This window comes from Sulfitobacter sp. M368, from assembly GCF_025141875.1.
GTDB classification, from domain to species: Bacteria; Pseudomonadota; Alphaproteobacteria; order Rhodobacterales; family Rhodobacteraceae; genus Sulfitobacter; species Sulfitobacter mediterraneus_A.
The window spans coordinates 3,511,437-3,528,356 of sequence record NZ_CP081113.1; the positions used below are offsets into that span (position 1 = coordinate 3,511,437).

14 protein-coding genes are annotated in these 16,920 nt (G+C 59.4%); 8 read left to right on the plus strand and 6 right to left on the minus strand.

The window, feature by feature from the left end; translation table 11 throughout:
* Positions 1-32: 32 nt before the first annotated feature.
* Positions 33-1,229, minus strand: coding sequence for a bifunctional phosphopantothenoylcysteine decarboxylase/phosphopantothenate--cysteine ligase CoaBC (coaBC, locus tag K3754_RS17330; RefSeq protein ID WP_203209893.1), 1,197 nt, complete (start codon positions 1,227-1,229; stop codon positions 33-35).
* An 80-nt stretch (positions 1,230-1,309) separates the two neighbouring features.
* Entirely contained in the window at positions 1,310-2,188 is an 879-nt protein-coding gene (locus K3754_RS17335) for an RNA polymerase factor sigma-32 (protein ID WP_259938880.1), read from the minus strand.
* A gap of 97 nt (positions 2,189-2,285) precedes the next feature.
* Between K3754_RS17335 and cobU the strand changes: the two genes are divergently transcribed.
* From cobU to K3754_RS17355, 4 genes are all read left to right on the plus strand, one after another.
* The gene (gene cobU / locus K3754_RS17340; RefSeq protein WP_203209891.1) at positions 2,286-2,807 is read left to right on the plus strand and encodes a bifunctional adenosylcobinamide kinase/adenosylcobinamide-phosphate guanylyltransferase; all 522 of its coding nucleotides are present in this window, start codon (positions 2,286-2,288) and stop codon (positions 2,805-2,807) included.
* Positions 2,804-3,385, plus strand: coding sequence for a histidine phosphatase family protein (locus tag K3754_RS17345; protein WP_259938882.1), 582 nt, complete (start codon positions 2,804-2,806; stop codon positions 3,383-3,385). Before cobU ends, K3754_RS17345 begins: the two co-directional genes overlap by 4 nt.
* Before the next feature lie 58 nt (positions 3,386-3,443).
* The gene (locus K3754_RS17350; protein WP_203209889.1) at positions 3,444-4,130 is read left to right on the plus strand and encodes a glutathione S-transferase; all 687 of its coding nucleotides are present in this window, start codon (positions 3,444-3,446) and stop codon (positions 4,128-4,130) included.
* 96 nt (positions 4,131-4,226) lie between these two features.
* Positions 4,227-5,741, plus strand: a complete 1,515-nt coding sequence (locus tag K3754_RS17355) for a YifB family Mg chelatase-like AAA ATPase (RefSeq protein WP_259938885.1) — start codon at positions 4,227-4,229, stop codon at positions 5,739-5,741.
* On the opposite strand, the gene K3754_RS17360 is transcribed toward K3754_RS17355, so the two are convergent.
* The 4 genes from K3754_RS17360 to rsmI are packed head-to-tail and all read right to left on the minus strand — an operon-like array spanning position 5,707 to position 8,860.
* Complete coding sequence (locus tag K3754_RS17360; RefSeq protein ID WP_259938886.1) at positions 5,707-6,633, minus strand: alpha/beta hydrolase; 927 nt, start codon at positions 6,631-6,633, stop codon at positions 5,707-5,709. The genes K3754_RS17355 and K3754_RS17360 overlap by 35 nt on opposite strands.
* Complete coding sequence (gene gshB, locus K3754_RS17365; RefSeq protein WP_259938888.1) at positions 6,630-7,565, minus strand: glutathione synthase; 936 nt, start codon at positions 7,563-7,565, stop codon at positions 6,630-6,632. Before gshB ends, K3754_RS17360 begins: the two co-directional genes overlap by 4 nt.
* Positions 7,566-7,622: 57 nt before the next feature.
* Complete coding sequence (locus K3754_RS17370) at positions 7,623-8,000, minus strand: YraN family protein (protein WP_259938891.1); 378 nt, start codon at positions 7,998-8,000, stop codon at positions 7,623-7,625.
* Positions 7,997-8,860 carry a 16S rRNA (cytidine(1402)-2'-O)-methyltransferase gene (gene rsmI, locus K3754_RS17375; protein WP_259938894.1) on the minus strand — a complete coding sequence of 288 codons (864 nt, stop codon included), beginning with the start codon at positions 8,858-8,860 and terminating at the stop codon, positions 7,997-7,999. The genes K3754_RS17370 and rsmI overlap by 4 nt, the downstream gene beginning before the upstream one ends.
* 94 nt (positions 8,861-8,954) lie before the next feature.
* Here rsmI and K3754_RS17380 point away from each other — a divergent pair, with 94 nt between their 5' ends.
* From K3754_RS17380 to murJ, 4 genes are all read left to right on the plus strand, one after another.
* The gene (locus K3754_RS17380) at positions 8,955-10,139 is read left to right on the plus strand and encodes a penicillin-binding protein activator (RefSeq protein WP_203209883.1); all 1,185 of its coding nucleotides are present in this window, start codon (positions 8,955-8,957) and stop codon (positions 10,137-10,139) included.
* Position 10,140: 1 nt separating this feature from the next.
* The gene (locus tag K3754_RS17385) at positions 10,141-12,924 is read left to right on the plus strand and encodes a [protein-PII] uridylyltransferase (RefSeq protein WP_259938907.1); all 2,784 of its coding nucleotides are present in this window, start codon (positions 10,141-10,143) and stop codon (positions 12,922-12,924) included.
* Between the two features lie 215 nt (positions 12,925-13,139).
* Positions 13,140-15,272 (plus strand): Hint domain-containing protein, encoded by a 2,133-nt coding sequence (locus K3754_RS17390; RefSeq protein ID WP_259938909.1) that lies wholly within the window; start codon positions 13,140-13,142, stop codon positions 15,270-15,272.
* 101 nt (positions 15,273-15,373) lie between these two features.
* Positions 15,374-16,915 carry a murein biosynthesis integral membrane protein MurJ gene (gene murJ, locus K3754_RS17395; RefSeq protein WP_259938911.1) on the plus strand — a complete coding sequence of 514 codons (1,542 nt, stop codon included), beginning with the start codon at positions 15,374-15,376 and terminating at the stop codon, positions 16,913-16,915.
* Positions 16,916-16,920 lie beyond the last annotated feature (5 nt).

Consider the following 16,920-nt stretch of genomic DNA (forward strand, 5'->3'; position numbering starts at 1 on the left):
TTGATGGTTACCACTTTCTACCCCTATGCCGCCTAACCCGAGATCGCATCCGCAATCCGCGCGGCCAATTTGCGGGCCACCTCATCCTTGCCCATGCGCGGCCAGCTTTCTGCACCTGTGTCAGTAATCAAGGTCACAGCGTTTTCTGTACCGCCCATGATGCCTGTGGCGGGGGATACGTCATTGGCGACAATCCAGTCACACCCCTTACGCTTGCGCTTGGCCGTGGCGTGATCAATCACATCATTGGTCTCTGCTGCAAATCCCACCATGAGCGGCGGGCGGCCTTTCGTCATCTGGCTGACCGTTTTCAGGATGTCAGGGTTTTCGGCAAAGGCCAGGCTCGGCAACCCGTCTTTGGATTTCTTGAGCTTGCGGTCACTGGCCCCGTCCACGCGCCAGTCTGCCACGGCGGCGGCAAAGACACCTGCATCCACTGGCAGGGTATCTTGCACCGCCTGCATCATGTCCTGCGCGGTTTGCACCTTGATCACTGTGACACCCTCGGGCGGCGGCACATCGGCGGGACCGGTGACAAAGATGACCTCTGCGCCCAGCGCCGCCAGAGCAGCCCCTATGGCACTGCCCTGCGCACCAGAGGATCGATTGGCGATGTAGCGCACCGGATCGATCGGCTCATGCGTGGGGCCAGAGGTGACAAGCACCCGCTTGCCCTTCAAGGGGCCATCGGCCAACCGTGTCTCGATGGCCGCGACGATCTCGAGCGGTTCGGCCATACGGCCCGGTCCAAATTCGCCGCAGGCCATGTCGCCCTCATTCGGGCCAACCACGGCAATGCCATCGGATTTCAAGATGCCCAGATTGCGCTGGGTCGCGGGATGGTCCCACATGCGCACATTCATTGCAGGTGCGATCATCACCGGGGTATCTGTGGCCAGCAGGAGCGTTGAGGCCAGATCATTGGCATGGCCCTGCGCCATTTTGGCCATCAGATCGGCGGTCGCAGGGGCCACCACCAACAGATCGGCAACGCGGCTAAGCTGGATATGACCCATCTCGGCCTCATCACCCAGATCGAAGAGATCCTGAAACACCTTTTTCCCCGCCAGCGCAGAGACTGATAGGGGCGTCACAAATTCCGTTCCAGCCCGCGTTAGGACCGGCGTGACCTCGGCGCCGCGTTCACGCAGGCGTCGGATCAGGTCAAGCGATTTGAAGGCGGCAATGCCACCCCCGATGATCAGCAGAATATGTTTGCCTGCCAGCATGATGCGCCCTTTCGCGGCCCCGTTCGGGACAAATCATAGGGCGCGGGGCGGCAATCTGCCAGCCCTTGCTCACGGCTGCGTCAATTGAGGAAATGCCGGATCTCGTTGGACTGCCCCTCAAGCGATTTGCGCATCTTGCCAAAGGCCGCCGCCTCCAACTGGCGCACACGCTCCTTGGACAGGCTCAACTCATCGCCGAGGCTTTCCAAGGTGCGGGGTTTGTCGCGCAATTTTCGTTCGCGCAGGATGAATTGTTCACGGTCGGTCAATTCGCCCATCGCTGAGACCAGCCAATTGCGCAATTGCGCGATGTCATGGCTTTCCTCAACCACATCTGCGGCCTGCGCGCTCTCATCCACCAGCGTATCAATCCACTCGCGGCCTTCGTCCTCCGCCGACTGTGTGGCATTCAGAGAAAAGTCGGAGCCGGACAGACGGCCATCCATCATTTCCACGTCATGAAGCGGCACGCCAATCTCGGCCGAGATCATCTGCCGCATCTGATGCTGATCAAGGGTTTCACCATTGGACGACGCCGTCCGCTCCAGTTGCGCCTGCACGCGGCGCATATTGAAAAACAGCGACTTTTGCGAAGAGGTGGACCCGGTGCGCACCATCGACCAGTTGCGCATCACATGGTCCTGAATACTCGCCTTGATCCACCAGATTGCATAGGTCGAAAATCGCACGCCGCGATCAGGGTCAAACTTGTCCGCGGCTTTCATCAGACCAAGTCCGGCCTCCTGGATCAGGTCGTTCATCGGTGCGCCATAACGCTTGAACTTGCCCGCCATCGAAATGGCCAATCGCATGTAGGCAGTGATCAACCGGTGCAGAGCGGCTTCATCGCGGTTGTCGCGCCATGCATAGGCCAGTTCAAGCTCGGTCTCGGCATCGAGAAGTTCGGCTTTCATCGCCGTTCGGGTCAGAGAAAACTCACGTGCGGATTGCATTGTCATTGGATGATCTCCCCTCCCAGAAGCGGCGCACCTTGTGGTTTACCTTTGTGAAAGATACGCATGAACCTCAGGTTTGGTTCACTTCTGGAACGAAAAAATGTTGCCGCGATCTACCTTCGTGCTAGGAGGCGCCGCCTCCGGCAAATCAAGTTGGGCTGAAGAGTTCCTGGAAAAAGATGCGCGGCCAATGGTTTACCTTGCCACGGGTCAAATTTTCGATGACGAGGTCGCGGCCAAGGTAAAAATCCACCGGGATCGCCGCGATGCGCGTTGGCGCACGGTCGAAGCACCGTTGGATCTTGCCCCGGTTTTGGCTGATCTGACCGATGCGGAGACAGTTTTGGTCGATTGCGCCACCATGTGGCTGACCAACCATTTGATGCAGGAAAATGACCTGGCCGCCGCCCAATCCGATTTCCTGCAAGCTTTACGCAATTGCGCCGCCCCTTGGGTGATCGTGTCCAATGAGGTCGGCCACGGCATCGTGCCTGACAACGCGCTCGCCCGGCGGTTCCGCGAGGCACAGGGACGGCTCAATATCGCGCTGGCGGCCGAGGCCGATCTGGTCGTTCATGTCACTGTTGGCCTGCCGCAAGTTTTGAAAGGCGTTTTGCCATGACCGTTTGGCACTGGGTACGCCATGGCCCGACCCATGAGAAAACATTTGTAGGCTGGCGTGATGTGCCCGCAGATCTGTCCGACACTGCACAAATCGCGCGGCTGTCAGAGCATCTGCCATCATCTGCTATTGTAATCTCTTCCGATTTGATCCGGGCCAGCGCAACGGCAGATGTGCTGCACCATCGGGAACGTCGCCGCCTGCCCCATGCGGCGGATCTGCGAGAGCTGCACTTCGGCGTTTGGGATGGCATGCACTTCACCGAGGTCGCGGCTCGCGATCCTGAACTGTCCCGCGCTTATTGGGAAACCCCCGGCGACATCGCACCGCCGGACGGCGAAAGCTGGAACCAAACAGCGGCGCGGGTAAACCGCGTGGTGGATCAGTTGAACGCCGCCCACCCCGACGCGCATATTATCGCGGTGGCGCATTTTGGCGTGATCCTGACGCAGGTGCAGCGGGCCATGGGCGCCTCTCCAACAGAGGCGATGGCGCACAAAATCGACAACCTGTCAGTGACGCAGCTGTCACATCACAAAGGTGAGTGGAACATCGGACATATCAATCACGTTCCGTGATGACCCTCCCCACGAAACAGCGATTGTCAGCTTATTCCGAGCACGGTTATCTGCGCTTATGAGTTATGATCTTTATATCGGCGATCGCACCTTCTCTAGCTGGTCCTTGCGGGGCTGGCTGATGCTGGAAAAATTCAACCTGCCCTATCAGGCACATCTGGTCGGCCTCTATGGCGGCACTATGGCGCAAGAGATGGCTGATCTGGCCCCTGCCGTTCTGGTGCCAGCCTTGCGCACGCCGGAAGGCACGGTTGTCGGGGAAAGCCTTGCCATTGCCGAAACACTCGCCGAGCGGCACCCGGATGCCGGGCTCTGGCCCAAAGATGCCGCAGAACGCGCCGCCGCCCGCTGGCTATGCGCCGCGATGACCGCCGGATTTGGCGCCTTGCGCGATGCCTGCCCGATGCAGCTACAGCATGTGAACAAAGGCTTTGCTGTCTCTGAGGCCGTGCAAAAAGATCTGGACCGGATTGAGGTGCTTTGGCAGCACGCGCAGGCCACACGCAAAGAAGACGGCCCCTGGCTCTTTGGCAGATACAGCCTTGCCGATGCCTTTTACGCGCCGATCTGTGCCCGTATCGTAGGGTACGACCTGCCGGTCAGTGACGCCGCGCGTCGGTATTGCGAGACCACGATCAACGATCCGGCGTTCAAGGAATGGCGGGCTGAGGGGCTTAAGGTCACTTACGATCCCTTCCCCTATGACATGGGCGTTCCGGTCAGAAGCTGGCCCGTCGCGGAGTGATCCAATCGCCTGATTGCCTGACCTTTGCCGGGGCGGACGTTAACCATTCCTAAAGACACCCTGCCTAATCGTTAAGCCTCAGGTTGAGGGGGGCTTATGGTTTCACGCGCCTATTCGGTGGCGTTTCAGGGGGTAGAGGCCCGGATGGTCGAGGTGCAATGCGCCGTAACCGCTGGGTTGCCCGCGTTTTCAATCGTGGGCCTGCCCGACAAAGCCGTGTCCGAAGCCCGCGACCGCGTGCGGACTGCGCTCAATTCCATGGCAATCGCGCTGCCTTCCAAACGTATCACCGTGAACCTCAGCCCTGCCGATTTGCCCAAAGAGGGCAGCCATTTTGATTTGCCAGTTGCCATGGCACTGCTGGCGGCGCTCGACATCCTGCCTGATGACGTCACCCAGAACATCGTGGCCTTGGGCGAATTGTCACTGGATGGAACTTTGGTTCCGGTCGTTGGCGCGCTGCCCGCTGCGATGGCCGCGGCGGAACACAATCGCGGACTGCTTTGCCCCGCAGGTTCCGGTGCCGAGGCGGCATGGGTTGGCACGACCCAAGTGATTGCGGCCGCCACTTTGGGCGATGTGGTCCGTCACTACACCGGTCAAAATCCATTACCCCCCGCCGAGCCCGGCGAAGTGCCTGATGCGCCGCAAGGGCGTGATCTGCGTGATGTAAAAGGGCAGGAACGCGCCAAACGGGCGCTTGAGATTGCGGCGGCCGGGCGGCACCACCTCATGTTTGTCGGCACACCCGGATCAGGCAAAAGCATGTTGGCGGCGCGGCTGCCATCGATCCTGCCGCCGTTGACACCAGCAGAAGCATTGGAAACCTCGATGATCCATTCGCTGGCCGGACTGTTGGACGAAGGCGGCATTTCCCGCGCCCGCCCCTTTCGCGAGCCACACCACACCGCATCCATGGCCGCGATCATCGGCGGCGGACGTCAGGCCAAGCCCGGTGAGGTCAGCCTGGCACACAACGGGGTTCTCTTCATGGACGAGTTTCCCGAATTTCCGCGCACGGTTCTCGAAACACTGCGCCAGCCGATCGAGACCGGCGAGGTGATGATTGCCCGCGCCAATGCCCATGTGAAATACCCCTGCCGATTCATGCTGGTGGCGGCGGCCAACCCGTGCAAATGCGGCTACCTCAGCGACCCCGACCGTGCCTGCGCCCGCGTACCGCACTGCGGTGAGGACTACCTTGGCCGCATTTCAGGGCCGCTGATGGACCGGTTTGATCTGCGCGTGGACGTGCCACCTGTCGCCTTTACGGATCTGGATCTGCCTGCCGGCGGTGACAGTTCGGTCGAGGTGGCCGCACGGGTTGCGCATGCCCGCAGCGTGCAGGCCACGCGATACAAAGACATGGATGCGATGCGGGTCAATGCAGATGCCGAAGGGGATCAGCTCGAAAAAATCGCAACCCCGGACAGCGAAGCGCGGGCGCTGCTGGTGAAGGCGGCAGAGCGGTTCAATCTGTCGGCACGCGGGTATCACAGGGTGATCCGGGTGGCGCGCACCATCGCCGATCTGGAAGGCTCAGATACGGTGCGCAAGCCCCATATCGCAGAGGCGATCAGCTTTCGCTTGGCCGGGCCGGCAGTGTCCTGATCCAGGTGGCAAGGTCATCCAGCGTTTGCCGCGCTTCGGGCAGGATATTGTGCAGAATCGGCCAAACATGGGGTAAATCATGCTTTTCCTCCAATTGCACCGTCACCCCACAATCCCGCAACCGGGCGGCGATGGCATGGGCGTCATCTCGCAATATCTCGGTGTCCCCCACCGTCAGCCACACCTGCGGGGCGCCGGTGAAATCGGCGTGAACCGGGCTGACTGCCGGATCAGCAGGATCGCAACCGCAAAGATATACCTCACTGCATTCTGCGGCCCGCGCCGCGGGCAAAACCGCCTCTCGCCGGGCGTTCTGGACAAAGCTGTTGCTGTTATGCGCCATATCCGTGAGCGGTGAAAAACAGAACACAGCGGCGGGCCCATCAGCCCCATCGGCGCAAAGCTCAGCCAAAAGGCCCAGCGCCAATGCAGCGCCAGCGCTGTCACCGCCCAAGACGATATCGGAAGGAGCGATGCCCTGCGCCAATAACCCGTTCCAGGCTTGGCGCAAATCCTGTTTCGCCGCAGGGAAAGGCGCCTCTGGTGCCAACCGGTATTGCGGCAAGAAGACCCGCGCTCCGGTCCGCCGCGCCAGTTGCGCCATCATCGCCGCATGGGTGCGCGGGCTGCCAAAAACGAAGGCACCGCCATGAATGTAAAGAATAACCCGTTTGGCGTGCAGCTCTCTTGGGCGCACCTCCAAGGCGTCCACGGTGCCATTTGCACTGCTCAACTTGAGCCAGTTCTGCCGGGTGCCGCGCGGCGCGTGAAACAGGAACTTCGCCTTCAGCTCAAGCGAACGGCGCAATGCGGCAGCATCCTTGGCGCGGGCCATGGCCGGTTTTTCCACCTGCCGCATCCAGAAATTGATCAAGGGGCGGCGCAGACTCATGCCCGGCGGGCCTCAATGGCTTCCCAGATTTTTGCGGCGATGTTGACCCCGTCAAACCGCTCCAACTCCTGAATGCCGGTGGGGGAGGTCACGTTGATCTCGGTCAGGAAATCGCCGATCACATCAATGCCGACAAAGACCTGCCCCTTTTCCTTGAGCAGCGGCCCAATGGCATCACAGATCTCAAGATCTCGCTCGCTGAGCCCGATCTTCTCGGGCCGCCCCCCCACGTGCATGTTGGACCGGGTCTCGCCAGCCGCCGGCACACGATTGATCGCGCCGACAGGCGCACCGTCAACGAGGATCACGCGTTTGTCCCCCTTAGACACCGCTGGCAGGAACTTTTGCACAATCAGCGGCTCACGCGAGAATCCGGTGAACAGTTCATGCAACGAGGTCAGGTTACGGTCCTGCGCATCGAGCCGGAACACACCTGCACCACCGTTGCCGTATAGCGGTTTCAGGATGACATCGCCATGTTTGGCCTTGAACGCTTTGATCGTTTCGAGGTCGCGCGCAATCGTGGTGGGCGGCGTCAAATCTGGGAAATCCAGAACCAACAGTTTTTCGGGATAATTGCGCACCCAAAAGGGATCATTGACCACCAAAGTGGTCTCTTTCAATCGGTCCAACAGATGGGTCGAGGTGATGTAATGCATATCAAAGGGCGGATCCTGCCGGAGCCAGACAACATCATAGTCCGCAAGATCCACTTCGATCTCCGGGCCAAGCTGGGCATGGTCGCCCTGAACCCGCTGCACGGTGAAGACATGCCCGCGCGCAGTGATCTTTCCCTCTTGATAGGCCAAATGATCAGGCGTGTAAAAGAACAGCTCATGCCCTCGCGCCTGCGCCTCCTCAGCGAGACGAAAGCTGCTGTCGGCGTCAATGTTCACGTCCCCGATAGGGTCCATCTGAAAGGCGATTTTCATGGGCTTATCCTTGCTGCGTTCTCCTTAGATGGCGCAGGAAGGCGGCTTTCGCAATGGTCAGCCGTGTCCAAAAGCGTTTTCGATGATGCGGGTGTCGCCACGGCCATCAACCAACGCCACATCAAAGCGGACATCCGTCAGGCTTCCCGTAGGTTCAGATGCGAGATATTCTTCGGCAGATGCATAAATGCGGCGCATCTGCCGGATGCTGAGGCTTTCGGCGGCACGGTTGAAATCGCGGCTTTGCTTGACCTCCACAAAGATCAAAGCGTTGCCATCACGCACAATCAAGTCAATTTCACCGCCCTTACCACGCCAGCGGCGCCGGGCGACGGCAAATCCACGCCGCTCATAATCCTGCGCGATGCGGTTCTCAGCCGCCAGACCAGCATGAAATGCCAACCTGCCACGATGATGCCTGCACCCTTTTGTCACCTATCGCCCTTTCCCATGGCCAATGCCGTTTGATAGACCTGCCTGCGCGGCAATGCATGAGCCTGCGCAACCATATCCACTGCATCGCGCATCGACATATCCGCCAATGCTTGCCGCAGGTCTGTTTCTAGGTCCAAAGCATTAACAGAGTGTTGACGATTGCGGTCGATCAGAACCACAACCTCGCCTTTCGGGGCCTTGCCTGCAAAAAGATCTGCCAGCTCGGTCAATGACCCGCGCTGCACTTCCTCAAACTTTTTGGTCAATTCGCGGCACATTGCAGCTTGCCGGTCTTGGCCAAGCACGGATGCGGCATCCCGCAACATTGCAGCCAGTCGCTTGGGAGATTCGTAAAACACCAAAGTGCCGGGAATGTCGCGCAGGGCTTCAAGGGCGCTGCATCGGGCGGCTTTTGCATTGGGCAGAAAGCCCGCGAAGAAAAACGCATCGGTTGGCAATCCGCCCAGCGCAAGAGCGGTCAGCACCGCCGAGGGTCCTGGTGCGCAGGTCAGCATCACCCCAGCCGCCGCAGCCGCGCGGGCCAGCTCGAACCCTGGGTCGGCAATCAGGGGCATCCCGGCCTCGGAGGCGTAAGCCACCGATTGGCCCTCGGCCATAAGCGCAATCAATTTATCCTGCACGCCGCTGCCGCTGTGATCATGCAGTGCCAAGATCCGGCGCTCGCCCAAGGGCACGCCGTGGATCTCCATCAGGCGGCGCAGGCTACGGGTGTCCTCGGCGGCCAGAACATCGGCCGAAGCCAGCACATCCAGCGCCCGCAGCGTGATGTCTCTTGCAGTACCTATCGGCACGCCGACAAAATACAAACCCGCCGATAAGGGTGTCTTTTGGTAATTCACGCTGGACCAGCCTTTCGCACTCACTATGATTGCGGCACATCCTGTTTTTGTTTGCGCCGTTGCGCCGTCCTACCACCGGGGGAGTGAGTTTAGAATGATTGCTTTTTTTGAAAAATGCCGCAAGCGCGTGCGGTTGATGGTCCTGCCGCTTTTTGCGATGGCTTTGGCGGCTTGTGATCCGGCGGCGATGGGCAGTTTGGCCAACACCGGCGGGGCCAAGATCGACACGAATGCACCGGTTCCTGTGGCGCTTTTGATCCCGCGTGGCGGGTCGGCCAGTGACGAATTGCTGGCCAAGAATCTTGAAAACGCCGCGCGTCTGGCAATGCGTGATCTGGGCGGCGTGGAAGTTGACCTGCGCGTCTATGGCACGGCGGGCAATGCCGCTACAGCGGCCAGCGCGGCCACCAAAGCCGTGAACGATGGGGCAAAGATCATTCTTGGGCCGGTTTACGGCGAAGCGGCAAATGCCGCAGGTGTCGCAGTGGCCAAGCAGGGTGTGAATGTCCTGTCTTTCTCGAACAATCCCACCATCGCGGGCGGCAACGTTTTTGTTCTTGGGCCAACTTTTGGCAACACAGCCAACCGCCTGGTGCGTTACAGCAAGCGCAACGGCAAAGACCGGATCGTCATTCTGCACGGTCAGGATGTGGCCGGCCAGTTGGGGCGCGATGCGATTCAACAAGCGATTTCGGCCAATGGCGCCACGCTTTCGGGTACAGTTGACTATGCGTTGAGCCAGGAATCAGTGATTGCCTCTGTGCCGCGCGTCAAATCCACCATGGACGCATCAGGCGCCAACGCACTTTTCCTGACCACCTCATCGGCCAGCGCGCTGCCGCTGTTTGCGCAGCTTTTGCCAGAGGCAGGCGTGAGCGCCCCCAACACCCAGTATATCGGCCTGACCCGTTGGGACATTCCGCCACAAACACTGGACCTGCCGGGCGTACAGGGTGGCTGGTTTGCGCTGCCTGATCCGGCGGCCTCCGGCGCCTTCCGCCAGCGCTACAGCGCCGCATACGGGTCGGATCCACATCCTTTGGCCGGACTGGCCTTTGATGGCATCGCTGCTGTTGGGGCGTTGGCCAAATCCGGCAAAGCCACGGCGCTGACCGGGGCATCTTTGACCCAGGGCGCGGGCTTTCGCGGCGCAACCGGGATTTTCCGTTTGCGCAAAGATGGCACCAATGAACGCGGGCTTGCCGTTGCAACGATCCGCAACAAAGCTGTGGTTGTTGTAGAAAACGCGCCGCAATCCTTTGGTGGGGCCGGGTTCTGAGTTGCCCCCACAAACCACGATAGACACCGGATCAGGCGCAGTGGCCACGCTGCGCCTGATTTGCGATCCGGCACAGATCGTCGATCCGCCCGCCGTGATTGCCGCGATCGAGAGTGCCTGCGCCGGTCTTGATCCCGCCGGCCAACGCGCCGCCGCTGTGGCGATCCTGCGGGACGTGCAGAAACAGGGCCGCAGCACCATTGCGGAGGCTTTCGCGAGCGCCCCGTTTGATGCCCGCGGTATGACGCGGGCCTATACCTATCTGACGGACACCCTGGTGTGCAGCACCATGCATGTCGCCACCAAACTGCTGCATCCCAAGCCGAACCCGACCGAGGGGGAGCGGTTATCGGTGATTGGTGTGGGCGGCTATGGTCGGGGGGAAATGGCGCCGTTTTCGGACGTCGATCTGCTGTTCCTGATTCCCTACAAGGCCACCGCATGGTCCGAAAGCGTGATCGAAAGCATGCTATACATCCTGTGGGATCTGAAGCTGAAGGTTGGCCACGCCACGCGCACCATTGCCGATTGTGTGCGGCTAGGCACCGAAGATTACACCATCCAGACCGCGCTGCTGGAACAAAGGTTCATCATTGGTGATACCGAACTGGCGGTGGAATTGCATGACACGCTGGCCCGCGAGTTGTTTTCCGCCAAGGGCCGCGCCTTTATCGAAGCCAAACTGGAAGAGCGCGACAATCGTCACCTCAAACAGGGCGAGCGTTATGTGGTGGAGCCGAACGTTAAAGAAGGCAAAGGCGGGCTGCGCGATCTGCATTCCCTGTTCTGGATCGCTAAGTTTATCTACGAGGTCGAGAATATCGCCGATCTGGTGGACAAGGGCGTGTTTCGCCCGGACGAATTTGAAACCTTCCGCGCAGCCGAGGAATTTTTGTGGGCGGTGCGCGGGCATTTGCACCTTTTGACGGGGCGTGCGACGGAGCAGCTGACCTTTGATATGCAGGTCCAGGTCGCACAGGCGCTGGGATACAATGACACCGCAGGTCGCCGAGCGGTCGAAGTGTTCATGCAGGCCTATTTCCGCCATGCGACGGCCGTGGGAGATCTGACGCGGATTTTCCTGACAGGGCTGGAGGCGATCCATCTCAAGGCCGAACCGCTGCTTGAGCGGATATTCCGCAGACGCCCGCGCATCCGCAAAGGCTATGAGGTGGTGCACAACCGCATCTCGGTCACCGATGAGGCGGAGTTTCTGTCAGACAAGCTGAACCTGCTGCGGATCTTTGAAGAGGCCTTGCGCACAGGCATGTTGATCCACCCCGATGCGATGCGGCTCATCAAGGCGAACCTGCATCTGATCGACGACAGCATGCGACACGAACCCGAGGCACGGCGGATTTTCCACGATCTGCTGCTCAAACACGGCAACCCGGAACGGGCGCTGCGCCGGATGAATGAATTGGGCGTTCTTTCCGCGTTTATTCCCGAGTTTGAGCCGATTGTCGCGATGATGCAGTTCAACATGTATCACAGCTACACGGTGGATGAGCATACGATCCAATGCATCGCGAACCTCGCCCGGATTGAGCGCGGAGAGCTCGAAGAGGAACTTCCCATCGCCTCGTCGATCTTGCAACGCGGTGTCAATCGCAAGGTGCTTTATATTGCGTTGCTGCTGCATGACATCGGCAAGGGACGGCCTGAGGATCATTCCATTCTTGGCGCAAAAATTGTGCGCAAGGTGGCACCGCGATTGGGGTTGAAACCGGATGAGGTGGACACCGTTGAATGGCTGGTGCGGTATCACTTGCTGATGTCCGATATGGCGCAAAAACGCGATATCGCGGATCCGCGCACGGTGCGGGACTTTGCCAAGGCGGTGCGCACGGTCAAGCGGTTGGAACTGCTGTGCGTTTTGACGGTCTGCGACATTCGCGGCGTTGGGCCAAATACCTGGAACAACTGGAAAGCCGTGTTGATCAGAGGGCTGTACAACCAAACCGAACGGGCGCTTGAGACCGGGCTGGAAGACCTCAACCGGGCCAACCGCGGGGCGGAGGCTAAAAAGACCCTGCGTGAAGCGCTCAAGGACTGGCCGCGCAAGGCGCTGCAGACGGAAACCGGGCGGCATTACGATCCCTATTGGCAGGGTTTGCATGTCACCGCACATGTCGCCTTTGCCGAATTGCTGCGGGACATTGGCGAAGATGTCGTGCGCATAGATCTGCACCCAGACGAGGACCGCGACGCCACACGCGCCTGTTTTGTGATGCCCGACCATCCGGGGATCTTTTCGCGGCTCGCAGGCGCGCTGGCGCTGGTGGGGGCCAATGTGGTGGACGCCCGGAGTTATACGACCAAAGACGGCTATGTCACAGATGCCTTCTGGATACAGGACGCGGATGGCAATGCATATGAGGCGAGCCGTTTGCCGCGTTTGCGGCAAGTGATTGAGAAGACATTGCGCGGCGAGGTGGTCGCCCGTGAGGCGCTCAAATCCCGCGACAAAGTCAAGAAACGCGAGAAAGCCTTTAAGGTGCCGACCCATATCACCTTTGATAACGAAGGGTCGGAAATCTACACCATCATCGAGGTCGATACCCGCGACCGGCCCGGTTTGCTTTATGATCTGGCGCGAACTCTGGCGGATTCCAATGTCTATATCGCCAATGCGGTGATCGCGACTTACGGCGAACAGGTGGTCGATACCTTTTACGTCAAGGATATGTTCGGCCTGAAATATTACTCCGAAAGCAAGCAGCGCACCTTGGAAAAACGTCTGCGGCAAGCGATCACAGAGGGCGTGGAGCGGGCGCAGGATTGACCGCCTGGTCGCGCCCAATTTGGTGCAAATTTCACCGCCCAAGACCCTGTGCCGATCCCTGATTTCTAGCGTTATACAGACGGTTTCGCCTTTATATCACCACATTTGCCGCGTCAAAAGGTCAATATTTACTGACATTGTCTGCGTAGACCAAGGTGACCAAACCATCTCTTTTCCGACGTCTCGGACCGGGCGTCATGTCTTGAGGGCAGGCTATGCCGACGCACAACGTAAAGCTGTACGACATTGATCCGTATTCACTTTTCTCCCAAACCATTGGGGGGACGGCCACGTATTCCGGTCCTTCTACAGCCACGGGCAGTGCAGCCATCACAGACAATGGCACCGGCGCCGATGGACAGCATTTCGATGACGAGAACGGTGGCACCGTTCCAATTTCCATCAGCGTCAACGGCGGCCCTGTCGAGACGTCTGATAGCTATGCAGCCGAAACCTGGACGTTGCGGGATACGGTCACCGGCAAGGAATTTCAGCTGGTTACCTTCTTTGTCAATTCCGGCAGTTATGCGGGATATTATACCCTCTCCGAAATCCCCCTGATCGCGGGCCGCAGCTACGAAACGCTGACTTTTGACGAAACGCCCGAGGCGGTTAACGGCGATGCCGCATTTGCCTATGCCGATTATGCCGAGGCGGACGGCGTCGTCGAAGGCACCAGTGGCGATGACGTCATTGACAGCAACTATATCGGGGATCCGGCAAACGAAACGGTCGATCAGGGGAAGTTCCCTGTCCAATCAGAATTTAACTGGAGCGATTATGGCGATGAGAGGGATCTTCGCAGCGGCGTAACCCAGGACACCGGCGAAGTGCGGGTGCAGGTCAGCTATTCAGACATCCAGACCAATGAAGAGTTTTCCTCCGAAACCAGTGGCGGCAACGACCAGATCTATGTTGCCTCGGGAGAGCCCTTTGATCCACGATCCGCAGGCTACCTGCACCAAAGCGGAAGCACCGACCCCAGCACCGTTTCCTTTTCGTTCAATACCGAAGATCGTGCGACCTTCAAAGGTGAGGTTGAGAACGTCAAATTTCGCATCAGCGACATTGACGGGCTTTATACCAACGACGAAGAAAACGGCTACAATAACTTCCAAGACGTGGTCACTATCACCGCCTTTGACGAGAGCGGTAATCCGGTAGCGGTCAACATCACGCCTGGCGCCAACATGACGGTGTCAGGAAACACCATCACCGGTGGGATGAACAACTCCGCCCCGTGGTCCGCCAATTCGTCCGCGTTGATCGAGATCGCAGGGCCGGTTTCAAGCATTACGATCACCTACGACAACAACGGCGACACCCAACAGGCGATTTACTTTTCCGACGTTCATTTCGAAGCTGTACCCCAGGAAAACTTTGACGATTCCATCGAAGCTGGTGCCGGCAATGACCTGATCTATGCCGGTGAAGGCAATGATTGGGTTCATGGCGGCACGGGCAATGACACCATCTATGGTGAGGCCGGCAACGACAGCCTGGCTGGCAACGAGGGCGACGATACATTCTATGTCGGCAGCGGCGATTCTGCGCATGGCGACGACGGCGACGACACCTTTATCATCGACGGAAGCGAGCTGAACGGCGGCACCATTGGTGTACTGGGCGGTGAAGGCGACGAAACCACGGGCGATACGCTCGATTTTGGCGGGCATCTGCTTGCGGGCTCCGTGGTGATCACCGATGGCGATGACGCCAATGGTGGCAAAACCGGCACGGCCCAACTGACAGACGGGACCACGGTCAACTTTTCGCAGATTGAGAAGATCATCTGCTTTGCCGGTGATAGCCGGATCGAGACCCCTTTTGGCCCGCGCAGCGTTCAAGAGCTGAAAGCGGGTGATCTGGTCCTGACCCGTGACAATGGCCCGCAACCGATCCGCTGGGTGGGTACAAAAACGGTTGCAGGGCGCGGCAAACTTGCCCCGATCATCTTTGCAAAGGGCAGCATTGGCAACAGCCATGCCCTGCAGGTTTCACCGCAGCACCGCATGTTGATTGATGATTATCGTGCCGAGCTTTTGTTTGGCCAAAGGGAAGTCATCGCGGCGGCGTCATTCTTGGTTAACGGAGCCGATATCATTCAACAGGAAACCGATAATGTCACTTATTATCACTTGCTGTTTGATCATCACGAAATCATCAAATCTGCTGGCGCATGGTCCGAAAGCTATCAGCCCGGGGATTACAGCCTGGCAGGCCTGAACCCAAAAGCCCGCGAAGAAGTATTTGCATTGTTCCCCGAACTGCGCAGCGATCCGGGTGCGTTTGGCCCCTCTGCACGCCAGAGTCTGACCTGCGGCTCGGCAAGGTTGTTGGTGGCCTGAACCGTTCTGGCGTCATTGACGTCCCGATCCTTGATGACATTGCGCGGCACGGCGCGGCGCGGTAATGCTGGCCCAACCTGATCGCTAGGACTGTGCCAGCAATGAAACCCATCCGCCTTATGTCCGGCTTTTTCACCGTGGGTGTCTGGACCTTGCTCAGCCGCGTGATGGGCTTTATCCGCGAAGTGCTGCTCTTGTCATTGATCGGTCCCGGCCCGGTGATGGATGCATTTGTTGCGGCCTTCCGCCTGCCCAACATGTTCCGTCGGTTCTTTGCAGAAGGTGCGTTTAACGCGGCCTTTGTGCCGATGTTCGCAAAGCGGTTGGAGGGCGAGGACGGTGCAGGGGTATTTGCCCGCGATGCCTTTAACGGGCTGGCGATGGTGGTGATGCTGCTGACCGCACTGGGCATGATCTTTATGCCAGCACTTGTCTGGGTGACTGCCGAAGGCTTCTCCGGTGACGCGCGGTTTGACATGACAGTGAGTTACGGACGCATCGCTTTTCCCTATATTTTTTGCATGTCTCTGGCGGCGTTGTTCTCGGGCATATTGAACGCCACAGGGCGGTTTGCGGTTGCGGCGGCGGCGCCTGTATTGCTTAATATTTTTGTGATTGCGGCCATGACCATCGGCGCCCTGTCCGGCGGGGCAGTGATCGATTGGCTGATCTGGTCCATTCCTGTTGCCGGTGTCGCGCAACTGGCCTTGACATGGCGTGCTGCAGCGGCGGCGGGCTTTGCCCTGCGCCCCGGCCGCCCACGCTGGACCCCGGACATGAAGGCCATGGTCACAGTGGCCCTGCCCGCAGCGCTGGCCTCCGGGGTGATGCAAATCAATCTGGTGGTGGGGCAATTGGTGGCCAGCCAATATGACAGCGCGGTATCCTGGCTGTTCGCGGCAGATCGCCTATACCAACTGCCGCTGGGCGTGGTTGGCATCGCGGTAGGCGTTGTTCTCTTGCCGGATCTGGCGCGGCGCCTGCGGGCCGGTGATGATGACGGCGCGCACCATGCCCTCAGCCGCGCGGCGGAGATCGCATTGGCTCTGACGATCCCCTCAGCGGTGGCGTTGATGGTGGTTCCGGGCAGCTTGGTCCGGGTGCTGTTTGAACGCGGCGCATCCGATGTGGATGACACCGCAGCCATTGCCACGGCGGTGTTGATCTATGGATTGGGCCTGCCCGCCTTTGTCCTGCAGAAAATCCTGCAACCGGTTTATTTCGCCCGCGAAGACACACGCCGGCCGTTCTATTTTGCGCTGGTGGCCATGGTGGTGAATGCAGCCCTCGCCGTGGGGCTGGCCCCGTTTGTTGGCTGGATTGCACCGGCGCTGGCCACCACCTTTGCCGGTTGGGCGATGTTTGTCTGTTTGGCCATCGGGGCACGGCGTTATGGAAAGGCCGTGAGGTTTGATGCGCGGTTTCACAAGCGGATCTGGCGCATATTGATCGCCTCAGCCGTGATGGGTGTGGCGATGTGGCTGGGAAATGCCGTGATGCAGCCATTCCTTGGGCTGCCGTGGTGGCGGGCGCTGGCGCTTGTGGTGCTTATCGCGATTGGCGCGTTCAGCTACTTTGGTGTGGGCCAGATGATTGGCGCGTTTCGCTTGGCCGAATTCAAAGGCGCAATGCGGCGCGGCTGATTTCG